The organism is Halobellus sp. H-GB7, assembly GCF_030848585.1.
Lineage (GTDB): Archaea > Halobacteriota > Halobacteria > Halobacteriales > Haloferacaceae > Haloquadratum > Haloquadratum inordinatus.
The window spans coordinates 240497-257037 of record NZ_JAVDDW010000004.1; the positions used below are offsets into that span (position 1 = coordinate 240497).

Annotated in this window: 15 protein-coding genes; 12 read left to right on the top strand and 3 right to left on the bottom strand. The window is 65.5% G+C overall.

Annotated elements, in window-relative coordinates; translation table 11 throughout:
- Positions 1 to 11 precede the first annotated feature (11 nt).
- Both RBH22_RS09850 and RBH22_RS09855 read right to left on the bottom strand, forming a co-directional pair.
- Positions 12 to 854, bottom strand: coding sequence for a polyprenyl synthetase family protein (locus RBH22_RS09850; protein ID WP_121568454.1), 843 nt, complete (start codon positions 852 to 854; stop codon positions 12 to 14).
- A 100-nt stretch (positions 855 to 954) separates the two neighbouring features.
- The gene (locus RBH22_RS09855; RefSeq protein WP_256545854.1) at positions 955 to 2256 is read right to left on the bottom strand and encodes a hypothetical protein; all 1302 of its coding nucleotides are present in this window, start codon (positions 2254 to 2256) and stop codon (positions 955 to 957) included.
- A gap of 285 nt (positions 2257 to 2541) precedes the next feature.
- Here RBH22_RS09855 and RBH22_RS09860 point away from each other — a divergent pair, with 285 nt between their 5' ends.
- Both RBH22_RS09860 and RBH22_RS09865 read left to right on the top strand, forming a co-directional pair.
- Positions 2542 to 3930, top strand: a complete 1389-nt coding sequence (locus tag RBH22_RS09860) for a hypothetical protein (RefSeq protein ID WP_306677363.1) — start codon at positions 2542 to 2544, stop codon at positions 3928 to 3930.
- A 108-nt stretch (positions 3931 to 4038) separates the two neighbouring features.
- Positions 4039 to 4536 carry a type IV pilin gene (locus RBH22_RS09865; RefSeq protein ID WP_306677364.1) on the top strand — a complete coding sequence of 166 codons (498 nt, stop codon included), beginning with the start codon at positions 4039 to 4041 and terminating at the stop codon, positions 4534 to 4536.
- A gap of 53 nt (positions 4537 to 4589) precedes the next feature.
- On the opposite strand, the gene RBH22_RS09870 is transcribed toward RBH22_RS09865, so the two are convergent.
- Positions 4590 to 5213 carry a methyltransferase domain-containing protein gene (locus RBH22_RS09870; protein ID WP_306677365.1) on the bottom strand — a complete coding sequence of 208 codons (624 nt, stop codon included), beginning with the start codon at positions 5211 to 5213 and terminating at the stop codon, positions 4590 to 4592.
- 141 nt (positions 5214 to 5354) lie between these two features.
- Here RBH22_RS09870 and ahaH point away from each other — a divergent pair, with 141 nt between their 5' ends.
- The 10 genes from ahaH to RBH22_RS09920 all read left to right on the top strand — a co-directional run bounded on the left by ahaH (position 5355) and on the right by RBH22_RS09920 (position 16471).
- A complete protein-coding gene (gene ahaH, locus RBH22_RS09875) occupies positions 5355 to 5687 on the top strand; it encodes an ATP synthase archaeal subunit H (protein ID WP_121568459.1) in 333 nt (110 codons plus the stop codon).
- Positions 5674 to 7950: a V-type ATP synthase subunit I gene (locus RBH22_RS09880; protein WP_256545859.1), complete on the top strand. Its 2277-nt coding sequence runs from the start codon at positions 5674 to 5676 to the stop codon at positions 7948 to 7950. The genes ahaH and RBH22_RS09880 overlap by 14 nt, the downstream gene beginning before the upstream one ends.
- Before the next feature lie 274 nt (positions 7951 to 8224).
- Positions 8225 to 8461, top strand: a complete 237-nt coding sequence (locus RBH22_RS09885; RefSeq protein ID WP_121568461.1) for a hypothetical protein — start codon at positions 8225 to 8227, stop codon at positions 8459 to 8461.
- Between the two features lie 22 nt (positions 8462 to 8483).
- Entirely contained in the window at positions 8484 to 9065 is a 582-nt protein-coding gene (locus RBH22_RS09890; RefSeq protein WP_256545860.1) for a V-type ATP synthase subunit E, read from the top strand.
- Complete coding sequence (locus tag RBH22_RS09895; RefSeq protein ID WP_306677366.1) at positions 9062 to 10108, top strand: V-type ATP synthase subunit C; 1047 nt, start codon at positions 9062 to 9064, stop codon at positions 10106 to 10108. Before RBH22_RS09890 ends, RBH22_RS09895 begins: the two co-directional genes overlap by 4 nt.
- Entirely contained in the window at positions 10105 to 10428 is a 324-nt protein-coding gene (locus tag RBH22_RS09900; RefSeq protein WP_256288869.1) for a V-type ATP synthase subunit F, read from the top strand. The genes RBH22_RS09895 and RBH22_RS09900 overlap by 4 nt, the downstream gene beginning before the upstream one ends.
- 2 nt (positions 10429 to 10430) lie before the next feature.
- Positions 10431 to 12188 carry an ATP synthase subunit A gene (locus tag RBH22_RS09905; RefSeq protein ID WP_306677367.1) on the top strand — a complete coding sequence of 586 codons (1758 nt, stop codon included), beginning with the start codon at positions 10431 to 10433 and terminating at the stop codon, positions 12186 to 12188.
- 1 nt (position 12189) lies between these two features.
- Positions 12190 to 13611: a V-type ATP synthase subunit B gene (locus tag RBH22_RS09910; protein ID WP_306677368.1), complete on the top strand. Its 1422-nt coding sequence runs from the start codon at positions 12190 to 12192 to the stop codon at positions 13609 to 13611.
- 178 nt (positions 13612 to 13789) lie between these two features.
- Positions 13790 to 15511 (top strand): PAS domain-containing protein, encoded by a 1722-nt coding sequence (locus RBH22_RS09915; protein ID WP_306677369.1) that lies wholly within the window; start codon positions 13790 to 13792, stop codon positions 15509 to 15511.
- 213 nt (positions 15512 to 15724) lie between these two features.
- The gene (locus RBH22_RS09920) at positions 15725 to 16471 is read left to right on the top strand and encodes a bacteriorhodopsin (RefSeq protein WP_306677370.1); all 747 of its coding nucleotides are present in this window, start codon (positions 15725 to 15727) and stop codon (positions 16469 to 16471) included.
- Positions 16472 to 16541 lie beyond the last annotated feature (70 nt).

Consider the following 16541-nt stretch of genomic DNA (forward strand, 5'->3'; position numbering starts at 1 on the left):
AGATATCGGGCTCAGCGCTCGCGGACGACGACGAACTCTGCGAGGTCCTGGAGGTAGCCGAGCGGTTCGCTGTCGTCGACATTCGACGCCGCGAGGGCCTCGAGCGCCTGCTCGGATTGGTCGTGTGCACGCTGGTTGGCTTCCTCGGCGGACAGGTCGGTGACCTGCACCAGCGAGGGACGGTCCATCTCCTCGTCTTGGCCGGTCGGCTTGCCGAGGTCGGCGGCGTCGGCCGTCGCATCGAGAACGTCGTCGCGGATCTGAAACGCCACGCCGACGCGCTCTGCGTACTCGCCGAACGCCTCGACGGTAAACGGGTCGGCGCCGGCCGCGACGGCACCGAGTTCGGCCGCCGCGCGGAACAGCGCCCCGGTCTTCCGGCGAGCGAGGTCCATATACTCGCGCTCGTTGCTCGGACGGGCGACCAGTTCCGTCGCTTCACCCTCGCCGAGTTCGACCATCGACTCCGCGACGATCTGCGTCGCGTGGTCGTTCCGCGAGAGGAGGGCGAACGCCTCGCCCAGGAGGCCGTCGGAGGCGATGATCGCGGGACCGTAGCCGTACTCGGCCCACGCGCTCGCCGTGCCGCGCCGCACGTCGGAGCGGTCGATGATGTCGTCGATGACGAGCGAGGCGTTGTGGACCAGTTCGATGGCGACGGCGAAGTCGACCGCGTCTGCGGGGTCACCGCCGCACGCTTCACACGCGAGAACCGTGACAGCCGGCCGGACGCGCTTGCCGCCGGCCAGCGCGACGTGTGCCACCTCGTCGGACAGCTCCTGAGGGTCGACCGCCTCGATGACCGCCTCGAGGCGCTCTTCGACCATCGAAACCCGACGCTCCAGGTACTCCATTACCCGTCGCTGAGGATGGCGCAGCAAAAGAGGTTCCGGAAGCGCGTCCGCTTCAGTGGGGGCGAGTGGGGGTCCGCTCGCGTTTTTGGGACGTGTGTCGTCACGTTCCGTCGCCGGGGACGCCAGTACCACCGGGCGATCCACCGTCGCCGTCCTCGTCGTCTCCCGCACCGTCGGGAAGCGAGATGAGGTTCTCGCGGCCGAGTCGGAGTTTGTCGACCCGACCCTCATCAGCCATCGCCGACAGCAACTGCGAGACCTTGGCGTCGGACCAGCCCGTCTCGTCGACGATCGTCGCCTGCTTCATCCGCCCACCGTTCTGTTCCAGCAGGTGTTCGACCCGCTCTTCGTCGGAGAGCAGCGACAGATCGACCTCGGATTCGACACTGCTCTCGGCGTCGTCTGCGCTCACGGTGCCGCCCGACGCCGCTCCGCCGACCGCTGCCGCGGCTTCGGGTTCCGACGCGGACTCGCCATTTCCGGGCCGCCCGTTCGGCGAGGGACCGCTGTCACCGCCGTTCGGTCCGGCGACGGCCCCAGAGGCGACCGAGGACCGGTCGTCAGAAACGGTAGGCTCCTCCCAGGGAAGCGTGCGGCCGCTCTCCTCACGGCCCCGGAGCACCCACGCGCCCGCGAGAAGGATTACGAGTGCGGCGAAGCCACCGCCCGCGAGAAGACCGATCGGAAGTGCCCCGGCCGGCCCGATGGCGGTGTAGGTGACGCGGAGTTCGCTCGTCTCGCCCTCGAAGTCGGACGGTTCTGCGAGGACGATGGCGCTCTCACGCTGCTGGACGGGGATGCTCGTCCCCGTCACCGTGTACCCGTCTGGCGGCCGGATGAGGATCTCCTGATCGGACCCAAAGACCGAGAGCCACGTCTTTTGATCGTCGCTTTCGGCGGTCGGGAGCGTGAACACGTCGTCGAGGACGAGCGTCTCGTTGTCGCCGCGGCGGAGGAAGTTCGTCCACCGGAAAGTGAGCGCGAGCGTGCCGCGACTGTCCGCCTCGTCGATCGAACTGTGATACGTGACGTTCTCGATCGCCATCGGCCGACCGGTCGACTCGCTCGCTCGGTCCGCGAGCGACCGAAAGAGCACGATGTCCGGTCCGGCGTTCGCTTCGCCCGCTTCGTACTGCCTCGCGAGCGTCTCGAAGGCGCGCGTCTCGTTTTCGGAATCGAGCGCGTAGTGCGTCTCGACGCGCCAGGACGCGCTCCGGTCCGAACGGAGCGAGATGTCGACCGTGGTCCGCGGTTGCGTGGCGTCCGATCCGTCGTCCACTTGCGGAACCGGGGCCGAGTCATCCAGCGCGGCCGTCTGTGACGCGTCCAGAGCGAGCGCTGATGCTGGGGCGACCGCGGCGACGACGACGAGGAGGGCCAACCACAGCGCGGGCGTCCGCATTTGACGAAACTGCACGTGGAACGCTCAAAACGCTTTCCATCAACCGCCTCTCACGCCCCGATCGAACTGTCTCGGCGCCGGAGCGTACCTCTCGCTCCGCCTCATAGGGATTATCGTAACTGTTCGGAGATTCTCGCCGTACCGTCCGGCGAGAAATCTATGGAGACTTACGATAATCCCTATCAGGCCCGTTCGCGGCCTTCCCCGTCGTGGCCCCGTAACCGCAGCCGCGTGAACTGCGACGAAAGGCGTCGTTTTTAGTAACGTCACGGCATATCTCGCGATATGCGTGCCGTTTCCCTCTCGCTCGCCCTCCTCTTGGTCCTCTCGGCGGTCGTCGGCGCAGTGCCGGCGCTGTCGGACGCGGACGGAGCGTCTGCCCCGTCGATCGACGGGTCGACGCCGTCTGCGTCGTCGGTGTCGGCTCCAGTGCCGTCGGCCGCACAACCGACTGAGCGGTTGGGCCCCGGAGGCGGCACACCGGCACAAGTGGTCGATGCGAACGCCAGCGAGGCGCAGATCAACGTCCTCGGAATCCCGTCCGCGGAGTCGACCCGGAGCACGCTCGAAACCGAGTACGTCGAACTCGGGAGCGGCCTCGCGTTCTCGTCGGCCACGACCGACGCTCACCTGGCAACGGCGACGGCGGTCGAACGGATCGAGTCCGCGGAGACGACCGAGGCACGCCAGCGCTACCTGTTGCAGGAGGTCAGCGGGATCGAACAGCAGATCGTCGCTCTGCGCGCACGTCAGCAACAAGCCGTCGCTGCATACGGCCGCGACGAACTCCCGCCGCGGCGGTTCCTCTACGAACTCGCACTGATCGACGCCGAGGCGCGTGAGCTCGAACAGCGGCGGGACCGACTCGAATCCCTCGCCCGGTCGACGCCCGGGTTCAGCATCTCCTCGGCGCGGTTCGGGAACATCGGGCTCGAGTTGAACACGCTGAGCGGTCCCGTCCGTGGCTACGCGGGATCCGTTCTGCGCGGGGAGGCCGCTTCCGCGCGGTTCTACGTGCAGACCGGAGCCGACAGCGTCACGCTCAGCGTCATCCGCGACGGCACGTACGTCCGCGAGACGTACCGCGGGGCGCTCCGGCAGGGCGACAGCAGCGGCCCGTTCTCGCTCGCGGAGGCGGTCAACGCGACCGAGCAAGCGTACCCGACGATCGCGGCGCTCCGTCTCCGCGACGATACGCTCGGGAACCCCGACAGCGACAGCACGCGTGTCACGATCGAGCACCAGCGCGGCCGCCTCGTCGCCTTCGTCGACAGCGGAAGTCAGCGCGTGTTCGAGGAGTACCAGTACCGGCCGCTCGACCAGGTCCGGACGGGCTCCTCGACGTCGGCCGTCAAGGACGCGCTGAACTTGACGGCGCACCGGACCTACCCCGGCGGCCCCGTGCGGCTACAACTCAACAGCACGACGACCGGCGATCCCGTCGACGCCCAGATCACGGTCGGGCCGGCCGGTGGTCGGAGTTCGGTTGTCGGACGGACGGGCGAAGACGGATCGCTGTGGACGCTCGCGCCGAGCGGGACGTACCAGGTGACAGCCATCGACGGGAGTTCGGTCGTCCTGCTCTCGGTCGAGCCGACGGCGACGCCCAGCGTCTACGGACCGGTCAACAACAGCACCGGGAGTGACGGAACCGCGACGACAGCCGGTTTCTGAGCGACCAGCGAGCGGGAAGCCGAGCCGACTGAACCCCAACGTCACCTCGTCCGGCGGCGGTGAGGCCGGCTCCGAACGTTCATCACCGATCGGGCGGCCACACCCCCCGTGAGGACCCGTGCTTCGGCTCCGGTGATCGGCGTGGTCGTCCTGCTTCTCGTCGGTATCGTCTTAGGCGGCGTCGTCGCGGCCGGTGCCGAAGCCGTCGCGACGGCGACGGGGGGCGTGGCGGCCGGCAGCGATGCGCGCGATACTGCGCGTCCGAGCCCAGTTGCAGTGTCGCTCTATGTAGACGGCGACACGGTCGCACTGACCCACGAGGCCGGCGCACCGCTTCGACTCGCGAGGGTTCGTCTCGTCGTCGAAATAAACGGTGAGCCGCTGGCGCACCAGCCGCCTGTCCCCTTCTTCGCCGCGTCTGGGTTCGGAGGCGGGCCGACTGGCCCGTTTAACGTCGCGAGCGACGGGGTCTGGGCGGTCGGCGAGACAGGGTCATTTCGAATCGCCGGAACGAACGATCCGCAGTTGGAGCCCGGGCGAACCGTGTCGGTCACGGTCTACGTCGGTGAGAATCGGGTGAGTCGCGTCCGCGGGACCGTCGGTTGACGCCGGAGGCCCGTTCCGGTCGCTCGATCCGCGTATCTCGATTGTAGTCTGATTTATTCCTCTGGCGCGCGTGCGATGGTCGTGATCGCCCGTGGGCTCCCCGGATACGCCTGCTGGATGTGGTGTTCGATGTCGACGAAGCCGGCTTCCTCGAACATCCGCTGGGCTTCCTCCTCGTCGTAGAACAGCATAATCGCGTCCGCGAGGTGCTGGAAGAGCGAGTTGCTCGGGTAGTCCGGTCCGACGACCAAGACCCGGTGGCCGGGTTTGACGACCCGCCGGAACTCCTCGAGCGCGGCCACGGGATTCGGCCAGTACTCGATCGACCCCGACGACCAGATCACGTCGAAGGAGTCGTCTGCGAACGGGAGCCGCTCGGCGTCGCCGCGGTAGAATCGCACGCGGTCGCGCGTGCCGAACTTCTCGAACGCCTTCTCCATCTGGTGGCGGCTCTGATCGAGCCCGTGGACGTCGTCGGTATAGCGAAGCAGCCCCTCGGTGGCGAATCCGGTGCCGCACCCGACGTCGAGGACGCGGTCGTCGGGCTGGATGGCGAGCCACTCCAGCGCCTCGTCGCGCATCTCCTCGTTCCAGATGAAGGGGTTGATCCGGTCGTACACCTTCGAGAGGTACTTGTAGAACAGGCGCGCGTTGGCCTTGTCTTCGAGGACTCCCATTGGACGGCGGTTAGAACGGGAGAATCATAACGGTGCGGATCCGAGTCGCGGGGCGTCACGGACGACGCAACGCCGAGGCTTCCCGGGTGTGTTCCGCAAACACCTTATACAGCGCTTGCGCAACGTTTCGGTGATACGAGTATGCCGAGACCAGAGGTTCTCGAACGGATCAAAACGGCTGAATCCGAGGCTGACGACATCGTTGCAGAGGCCGAGGACGATCGCGACGAGCGAATCGAGGCGGCTCGGCGCGAAGCCGAAGAGATCCGCAACGAGGCAGAACAAGAGGCCGACGAGTACGAAGAGAAACGGCTCACAGAGGCCCGCGAGGAGATCGAAACGGAGCGTCAAGAGCTCCTCGAGGAGGGCCAGGAAGCGCGCAAGAAACTGGTCGCGTCGGCCGAGGAGAACGCCGACGAGGCGGTCGAATACGCGATCAGTCAGTTCGAGGAGGCGGTAAATGCTCAGACCTGAGCAGATGAGCAAGGTCTCGGTGACGGGATCAAAGGCCGTGATGGACGAGGTCATCGAGACCGCTCACGGACTGAACCTCCTGCACGTCACCGAGTACGACGGCTCCTGGGACGGCTTCGAGCCGGGCGATCCGGTCGAAGGCGCCGAGGAGTCCTCCGATCGCCTCGTCACCGTCCGCTCGCTGGAGAGCATCCTCGACGTCGACGAAGAGGACGCGGGACCGACGCGCATCGTCACCGAGGAGGCGCTCGACGAGGAACTCGAGGAGATCCGGACGCGGGTCAACGAACTCGACGACCGACGGCAGGAACTCCGACAGGAGATCCGCGACGTGGAGGATCAACTCGACGCGATCGATCCGTTCGTGGATCTCGGCATCGACCTCGACCTGTTGTCGGGGTACGACACGCTACAGGTCGCCGTCGGCGACGGCGACCGCGACACGATCGAGCGGGCGATCATCGACGCCGACGACCTCCGCTCGCACGAAATATTCACCGGTGACGGCGTCCTCGGGGTCTTCGCGCGGCCGACGCCCGACGCCGACGACTCCGCGCTCGTCGACGCGCTCGTCAGCGCGGACTTCTCCTCCTATGAGATCCCGGACTGGGAGGGGACGCCGAGCGAGTACAAAAAGGAGCTCGAACACGAGAAACAGCAGCTCGAATCGAAGCTCTCGACGGTCGAGAACGAACTGGAAGCCGAGAAGATGGATGCGGCGGGCTTCCTGCTCGCTGCCGAGGAGAAACTCTCGATCGACGTCCAAAAGACCGAAGCGCCGCTCTCCTTCGCGACGACCGAGAACGCCTTCATCGCCGAAGGCTGGATCCCGAGCGAGCGCTACACCGAGTTCAAGGGCGCGATCAAAGACGTCGTCGGCGAGCGCGCCGAGATCGAGGAGATCGAACGCGCGACGTTCTCGAAGGACGGCACCGACCACGTGCGCGAAGACGTGTCTGCCGGCGGCAGCGGCGGTGCGGGGTCGCCCGCGGCCGCCGACGGCGGCTCGAACGCCGACGCACGCGCCGACGGCGGCAGCCCGGTCGTGATGGCCGACGACGAACCGCCGACGGTGCAGGACAACCCCGGCGCCGTCAAGCCGTTCGAGATCCTGGTTCAGGCGGTCAACCGGCCGAGCTACTACGAGTTCGATCCGACGATCGTGCTCTTTCTCACGTTCCCGGCGTTCTTCGGCTTCATGATCGGGGACCTCGGTTACGGCCTCATTTACACTGGGATCGGCTACTATCTCTACACCGCCTTCGCGGACCGACCGGCCTTCCGGAGTATGGGCGGCGTCACGATCGCCGCCGGTGTGTTCACGGCGATTTTCGGGATCCTCTACGGCGAGATCTTCGGCCTGCACCTGATCTCGACGTACTTCTGGGAGGGTGCGCTCGGAATGGCACACCCGCCGATCGAGAAGGGACTCTCGCCCGAGGGCATCGACTGGGCCCGCGGTTGGCTCGTCGTGAGCGTGCTGATCGGGATCTTCCACCTCAACGTCGCGTGGATCTTCGGGTTCCTCGAAGACCTCGAACTGCACGACCTCGAACACGCCATCTACGAGAACGGCTCGTGGCTCCTGATGATGAACGGCCTGTGGGTGTGGGTCTTCAGCGACGCGCTCCGTAGCGTCGCTCCGGGGTTCCTCTACACCACGTTCGCGAGCGACGGCGTGCTGCCGCTCGGGTTCAGCGGCTTCCCGGCGATGGAGATCTTCACGATCCCGGGCGTTGGACCGATCACTGTCCCGCTCGTGGTGTTCCTCATCGGCCTCGTCCTCCTCGCAGTCGGCGAGCCGATCGAGGCCGTCGAGTTCCTGAACGTGCTCGTGAACGTCCTCTCGTACACGCGTATCGCCGCGGTGCTGCTGGCGAAGGCAGGAATGGCCTTCACGGTCAACCTGCTGTTCTTCGGCGTGTACGTCGACAGCCACGGCGGCTGGCACTTCGGCCTCGGCGGGATGCCGGACGCCGCCGCCGTCGCGGCGCTCGGGCCGGGTGAAACCCTGAGCTACCACGGCTACGAGGTGACCGAAATTATGTTCGGCGGGCTCGTCCACGGCGACGCCGCGACGATCCTGATCGGCCTCCTGGTGCTCGTCCTCGGCCACCTGCTCGTCCTCGCGCTCGGTGTCACGAGCGCGGGCCTGCAGGCGGTGCGTCTCGAGTACGTCGAGTTCTTCAACAAGTTCTTCGACGGCGGCGGCCGCGAGTACGAGCCTTTCGGCTACGAACGGCGCTTCACGACCGAAGACTGAGCAGACGAACGAACCTCCTCGCCGACGCACGCTGCGTCGGCGACCACTCATCTGACGGCAGACGCATCCGACCGCACCGCAGGCGGGACTCGCTCTATGCGACCCGGTCGCCGCGGCGCGACTAGCGGCGCAGCCAATTCCTCGAATCGACGAATACGGCCGAGTGCGGCCGCTTCTGTCCCCGATACGGCGAGTTAGTTTGGGAAGCTTTATGAGATGCCTCTGTTCAATTACGCACGTTCGGAGACGACTATCCGGTCGAAAATTTAAGACAATGTACGCACTCCTACAGGAAGCTCAGGCAGCTGCACCGGCTCTCGAACCAACCGCCGCCGCCGCGATCGCGGTCGGCCTCGCCGCCTTCGGTGCGGGTTACGCCGAGCGTGGTATCGGCGCCGCAGCGATGGGCGCCATCGCTGAAGACAACGATCTCTTCGTCAACGGTCTCATCCTGACCGTCCTGCCGGAGACACTCGTCATCCTCGCGCTCGTCGTCGTATTCCTGGTCTAACCGCCCCCGCCTCTTTCCATCAATGAGTTTGGACAACGTCGTCGAAGACATCCGAGACGAAGCCCGCGCGCGTGCGGAGGAAATACGCGAGCAGGGTGAGCGCCGCGCCGAGGACATCGTCGAGACGGCCGAGACGGACGCCGACGAACTCCTCGAGGCGCGAAAGGCCGACGTCGAGCGCCAGATCGAACAGGAACGCGAACAGGCGCTCTCGAGCGCGAAGCTCGAAGCGAAACAGGAGCGGCTCGAAGCCCGCCGCGACGTCCTCGAAGACGTGCGCCAGCGCGTCGAGGACGAACTCGTCGAACTCTCCGGTGAGAAGCGCGAAACGCTTACCCGGACGCTCCTCGAGGACGCGACCACGGAGTTCGCTGAGGGCGAGTCGGTGTCGGTCTACGGCCGCGCCGACGACGCGGAACTGCTCGAAGAGCTCGCCGACGAGTACGACGGCTTCGAGTACGCCGGCGAGTACGACTGTCTCGGCGGCGTCGTCGTCGAGGGAGCCGACTCCCGCGTTCGCGTGAACAACACCTTCGACTCGGTTCTTGCAGGCGTCTGGGAGGATAACCTCAAGAACGTGAGCGAGATCCTGTTCGAACAATGAGTACCGCCGGCGGTTCCAACCCGGAGTACGTGACGGCCCGCGTCAGGGCGCGTCGAAGCGCACTGTACGGGGACGAAGAGTACCGCAAGCTGATTCGGATGGGGCCGGCCGAGATCGCCCGGTTTATGGAGGAATCCGACTACGAGTCCGAGATCAACGCGCTCGGATCGCGACACTCGGGCGTCGATCTCATCGAGTACGCGCTCAACCGGAACCTCGCAAAGCAGTTCGAAGATCTGCTTCGGTGGGCCGACGGGCGTCTCTACGACCTCATCGCGCGGTACCTGCGCAAGTTCGACGCGTGGAACGTCAAGACCGTCATCCGCGGCCTCTACTCGGAGGCCGACCGGGACGCGATTGCCGACGACCTCATCCGTGCTGGCGAGTTCGACGATCAACTGCTCGATCAGTTGCTCGATGCGCCGAGCATCGAGGACGTCGTCGACCGCCTCTCGGGAACGATCTTCGGTCCCGGGCTCGCGGAGGCCTACGAGGACTACGAGGACACCGGCGTCCTCGTGCCCCTCGAGAACGCGGTCGATCGAACGTACTACGACCACCTCCTCGAAGGGCTCGTCGTCGACGAAGCGACCCAGCAGTACCGCGAGTTCCTCGAAGCCGAGATCGACTTCCGGAACGCCCGGAACGCGCTGCGCCTCGCACAGAGCGGCGCGGACATCGACCCCGCCGACTACTACATCGACGGCGGCTCGCTGTTCTCGGCGAGCGAACTCGCGACGCTGGCGCAGAACCGCGACGAACTCGTGTCGGCGATCCGTGAGTCGAAGTACGGAGACGAACTCTCGGAGGCGCTCGACGAACTCGAAGCCATCGACAGTCTCATCGGCTTCGAGCGCGCGCTCGACGCCGTCCTGTTGAAGTACACGGACGCACTCGGGCACGTGTTCCCGCTCTCGATCACGCCGATCGCCTCCTACATCCTCGCGAAGGAACGCGAGGTCGACAACATTCGGGCGATTGCACGCGGACGCGAGGCGGGGCTCTCCGAGGAGCAGATCGAACAGGAATTGGTGATCCTATGAGCCAGGAGATCGCCGTCGTCGGAAGTCCGGACTTCACGACCGGGTTCCGCCTCGCGGGCGTCCGGAAGTTCGAGACGGTTTCCGACGAAGAGAAAGACGAACAGCTCGACGAGGCCGTGACGGACGTACTCGAAGACGAAGACGTCGGCATCGTGGTGATGCACGACGACGACCTCGAGTACCTCTCTCGATCGGTCCGCAACGCCGTCGAGACCAGCATCGAACCGACGCTGGTCACCCTCGGCGGCGGCGCGGGCGCAGGCGGCCTCCGCGACCAGATCAAACGAGCCATCGGTATCGATCTGATGGAGGAAGACTAACTATGAGCCAGACAGCACAAACCGTCCGCGAAGACGGTATTATCTCGAGCGTGAGTGGTCCCGTCGTGACCGCCCGCGATCTCGACGCCCGGATGAACGACGTCGTCTATGTGGGCGACGAGGGTCTGATGGGCGAGGTTATCGAGATCGAGGGCGACACGACGACGATTCAAGTGTACGAAGAGACCTCGGGCATCAGCCCGGGCGAGCCAGTCGAGAGCACGGGCGAACCCCTGAGTGTCGACCTCGGTCCGGGACTTCTCGACACCATCTACGACGGCGTCCAGCGTCCGCTGGACGTCCTCGAAGACAAGATGGGAAGTCCCTACCTCGACCGCGGCGTCGACGCGCCGGGGATCGAACTCGACAAAGAGTGGGAGTTCGAGCCCGAAGTCGAGGAAGGCGACGTCGTCGAGACCGGTGACGTGGTCGGCATCGTCGAGGAGACGATCACCATCGACCACAAGGTGATGGTCCCGCCGGACTACGAGGGTGGCGAAGTCGTCGCCGTCGAGTCCGGTTCGTTCACTGTCGACGAGACGGTCGTCGAACTCGACAACGGCGAAGAGGTCCAGATGCGACAGGAGTGGCCGGTCCGTGAGGCCCGCCCCACCGTCGAGAAGAAGACCCCGCGAACGCCGCTCGTCTCTGGACAGCGCATCCTCGACGGCCTGTTCCCGATCGCGAAGGGCGGAACGGCCGCGATTCCGGGGCCGTTCGGCTCCGGGAAGACGGTCACCCAGCACCAGCTCGCGAAGTACGCCGACGCCGACATCATCATCTACGTCGGCTGTGGCGAGCGCGGGAACGAGATGACCGAAGTCATCGACGACTTCCCCGAGCTGGAAGACCCCTCGACCGGGAACCCGCTTATGGCCCGGACGTCGCTCATCGCGAACACCTCGAACATGCCCGTCGCCGCGCGTGAATCGTGCGTGTACACGGGGATCACCATCGCGGAGTTCTACCGCGATATGGGCTACGACGTCGCGCTGATGGCCGACTCCACCTCGCGGTGGGCCGAGGCGATGCGTGAGATCTCCTCGCGTCTCGAGGAGATGCCCGGCGAGGAAGGGTACCCCGCGTACCTGGCCGCGCGCCTCTCGCAGTTCTACGAGCGCGCCGGCTACTTCGAGAACGTCAACGGGACCGAGGGATCGGTCTCTGCGATCGGTGCGGTCTCGCCGCCCGGCGGCGACTTCTCCGAGCCGGTCACGCAGAACACCCTGCGTATCGTGAAGACGTTCTGGGCGCTGGACGCAGACCTCGCCGAGCGTCGACACTTCCCATCGATCAACTGGAACGAGTCGTACTCGCTGTACAAAGATCAGCTCGACCCCTGGTTCCAGGACGAAGTCGCCGACGACTGGCCAGAGAAGCGCCAGTGGGCGGTCGACGTCCTCGACGAGGAGACCGAACTGCAAGAGATCGTACAGCTCGTCGGGAAGGACGCGCTGCCGGAGGACCAGCAGCTGACCCTCGAGGTCGCTCGCTACCTGCGTGAGGCGTACCTCCAGCAGAACGCCTTCCACCCGGTCGACACCTACTGTCCGCCGGAGAAGACGTACCTGATGCTGACGACGATCCAGACGTTCAACGACGAGGCGTTCGACGCGCTGGAAGCCGGCGTCCCGGTCGAGGAGATCATCGATATCGACGCCGCCCCGAACATCAACCGGATCGGCGTCCAGGAAGACTACGAAGAGTACGTCGACGAGCTCAAATCGGAGATCACCGAACAGCTCCGGAGCCTCTACTAACATGAAAGAGTACCAAACCATCACCGAGATCAGCGGTCCGCTGGTGTACGCCGAGGTCGACGAAGCCATCGGTTACGACGAGATCGTCGAGATCGAAACGGCCCAGGGCGAGACGCTGCGCGGTCAGGTGCTCGAATCCTCGGACGGCGTCGTCGCCATCCAGGTCTTCGAGGGCACCAGTGGTATCGACCAGCACGCATCGGTTCGCTTCCTCGGCGAGACGATGAAGATGCCCGTCACCGAGGATCTGCTCGGACGGGTTCTCGACGGATCCGGCCGCCCGATCGACGGCGGCCCCGACATCGTCCCCGACGAGCGACAGGACATCGTCGGCGCGGCGATCAACCCCTACTCCCGGGAGTACCCCGAGGAGTTCATCGAGACGGGCGTCTCCGCCATCGACGGGATGAACACGCTCGTCCGCGGGCAGAAGCTCCCGATCTTCTCCAGTTCGGGGCAGCCCCACAGCGAACTGGCGATGCAGATCGCTCGTCAGGCGAGCGTGCCCGAAGAAGAGGAAGGCGAAGGAGAAGGCTCCGAGTTCGCCGTCATCTTCGGCGCGATGGGTATCACCCAGGAAGAGGCCAACGAGTTCATGGAGGACTTCGAGCGTACGGGCGCACTCGAACGCTCTGTCGTCTTCATGAACCTCGCGGACGACCCCGCCGTCGAGCGGACGGTCACCCCGCGGATGGTCCTCACCACCGCCGAGTACCTCGCCTTCGAGAAGGACTACCACGTCCTCGTCATCCTCACCGACATGACCAACTACTGCGAGGCGCTCCGTGAGATCGGCGCGGCTCGTGAAGAGGTCCCGGGCCGCCGTGGCTACCCCGGATACATGTACACCGACCTGGCGCAGCTCTACGAGCGCGCCGGCCGGATCGAGGGTCGTGAAGGGTCGGTCACCCAGATTCCGATCCTCACGATGCCCGGCGACGACGACACGCACCCGATTCCGGACCTGACCGGGTACATCACCGAGGGGCAGATCTACGTCGACCCCGACCTCAACAGTCAGGGGCTCCAGCCTCCGGTGAACGTCCTGCCCAGCCTCTCGCGGCTGATGGACGACGGTATCGGCGAGGGCCTCACCCGCGCGGACCACGGCGACGTCTCCGACCAGATGTACGCCGCGTACGCCGAGGGTGAGGACCTGCGCGACCTCGTGAACATCGTCGGTCGCGAGGCGCTCTCAGAGCGAGACAACAAGTACCTCGACTTCGCCGACCGCTTCGAGGAGGAGTTCATCGACCAAGGCTTCGAGACCAACCGCGAACTCGAAGAGACCCTCGAGATCGGGTGGGACCTCCTCTCGATGCTGCCGAAAGAGGAACTCAACCGGGTCGACGAGGACTTCATCGAGGAGTACTACCACGAAGACGCCGGCGGCGAGACCGAAGCGGAAGCGACCGCCGACTGATCGCGGGCGGCGATTTTTCGACTTTCTTTGCGGCGCTGCGTTCGTTCCGAGCACTCACACTCCCGCGAGTGACTGCTCTCGGCCCCCGCGAGAACCTCCACGAGGGGTGCTCGGGTGGGCTCGCTCGCGTCCCCGAATCGGCCACACACGTTTTACTGCATCCCTCGCTAGCTAGCCTATGACACAGCGGTCGGAGGCGGACGTGCGGGTGCGGTCGGGTGTGGCACGGGAGCGGCCCGAAACCGACTCGCGGACGATGTCTGCGAGTACCGACGCCGTCGACGAGTCGCTGAAGACGCGCACGATGGACGAAGCCCCGGTGGGAATCACCATCGCCGACGCGACGAAGCCGGATATGCCGCTCGTGTACGCGAACGCCGCGTTCGAGCGGATCACCGGCTACGCACCGGAGTACGCGGTCGGGCGAAACTGCCGGTTTCTGCAGGGAGAGGCGACGCGTGCGAAACCCGTCGCACAGATGCGAGCAGCCATCGAAGACGGGCAGGCCACCACCGTCGTGCTTCGGAACTATCGGAAAAACGGCGAGCTGTTCTGGAACGAGGTGACGATCGCGCCACTGTACGACGAGACGGGCGAGGTCGCCTACTACGTCGGATTCCAACAGGACGTCACGCGCCGAAAACGCGCCGAGCAGGCTGCTGCGGATCGGGCCGAACGGATCGAACGGGAACGCACCGCACAAAAGCATCTCCTCGAACGGCTCGATGGCATCGTCGCAGAGGTCACAGACGCAGTAACCCAGTCACAGTCACGGAGTGACCTGCAGCGTGAAGCCGTCCAGGCGATCGGAGAAGTCTACGCCGGCGCGTGGTTCGGAGCGTACGATCCCGCGATCGAAGCGGTCGAGCCCGACGAGGTAGTCGGAGAAACGGACGTCCCCCAAGGCAGTCGATTCGTCGTCGGCGACGTGGCCGCGATGGGCGGGGGTGACGGCGACGTCAGCGACGGGGGCGAATCGCGCAACCCGGTCGAACGGGCCGTGGCCGGCGCGCTCGCCGAACGCCACGTCCGCATCGAATCTCTCGACGGGGACACCGAAGCGGCGTTGACGTCGGTCGCCGCCGTGCCGTTGCACTACGGGGAGGCGACGTACGGCGTCGTTTGCGTGTACGTTCGAAACGACGGATTCGACGACCACGAGCGGGCCATTCTGGCGGCACTGGGGCGAACCCTCGCAACCGGGATCAACGCACACGAGACCCAGCGGACGCTCCAGACGCAGGAGACCGTCGAACTGCGGCTCGCACTCGGTGACCACCCGTTGGCCGGGTTCGCCACCGATCTGCAGAGTCAACTGCAGTACGCCGGCAGCGTCGGCGACAAAGACCGGCCGACGATGCTGTTCGAGGTGGCCGAGCCGACGGCACAACTCGACGGGGAGGCAGTGCACGGCGCGGCCGCAGAACGCGACGACATCGAGGTCGATACGGTGCTCGCCGAGACCACCTGTGGACCCGTGATCGAACTCACGGTGACCGATCCGACGCTGCAGGAACTGCTCACAGCGCACAGCGGCGAACTCCGTGCAGCCGTGATCGAGCCCGGGATCGCTCGTGTGACGGTCGAAGTGGGCCGGGAAGCGCTCGCCCAGTCGTTGGCTGCAGCCGCGATGGAGCGCTTCGAAAGCGCAGAGGTGATCAGTTACTGTCGTCGCGAGACGCGTGACGACACGAGCCAGGGGTTCGTCGCCGAGCTGGAATCGGAATTGACAGATCGACAGCACGCCGCGTTCCTTCGGGCCTACACGGCCGGCTACTTCGAGTGGCCCCACGACACCAGCGGCGAGGAGATCGCCGAGTCGATGGGCGTCTGCCGATCGACGTTCCACCAGCATCTGCGAGCGGCGCAGCGAAAGGTCGCGGCCGCGCTGTTCGACTGACGCACCGCCGCGAGACGCACCGAAACGCATTGGGGCACGACGGAGTCAGCAACTTCTACACGTCCAGTCCCCGAGAGACACAACAGCGTTGCAGCCGTGTGATCTCCCCGATAACTGTCAACAGTTGTGTACGGAGGCCCGTGCCGTCTAATCGAATCCCAACTAGTTGGGAACGTTGCTTATATCATTTACCTGCAAACTTTGGGACGCAATATGCCACAACCAGGTAGTGAATCGATATGGCTCTGGCTCGGAACGCTCGGGATGTTCCTGGGGATGCTGTACTTCATCGCCAGGGGCTGGGGAGAAACAGACAGACGGAGACAGGAGTTCTACATCGTCACGATATTCATCACCGCCATCGCATTTGTAAACTATCTTGCGATGGCGTTGGGATTCGGGTTGACGATAGTGGAGGTCGGCGGCGAGGAACTGCCGATCTACTGGGCCCGGTACACTGACTGGTTCTTCACGACACCGCTTTTGCTCATCGACCTCGGGCTGCTCGTCGGGGCGAACCGGAACGAGCTCTCCTCGCTGGTCGGACTGGATATGCTGATGATCGGAACGGGCGTCGTCGCGACGCTGTCCGCCGGTCCCGGCTTCCTCAGCGAGGGCGCACGCCGACTGATCTGGTGGGGGATCTCCACCGGCTTCCTGCTGGTGCTGCTGTACATGCTGTACGGCTCCCTCGACGAGAAAGCGAGCAAACTCACCGGCGACGCCGCGTCGACGTTCAGCACGCTCCGTACGCTGATCGTCGTCGTCTGGCTGGTCTACCCCGTCTGGTGGATCGTCGGCACGGAAGGCCTACAGCTCGTGTCGCTCAACATCGAGACGGCCGGATTTATGATCCTGGACCTGGTCGCAAAGGTCGGATTCGGGATCATCCTGCTGTCGAGCCGTGAGGTGCTCGACGCTGCCGGGGCGCGAGCGTCGAGCGCCGAACCGGCAGACTAATCGACGAAGACCGGCGATTCGAACGCAGCACCGAACGCGTACCCCGCCCACCCCGCGTTCACAGTCTGGA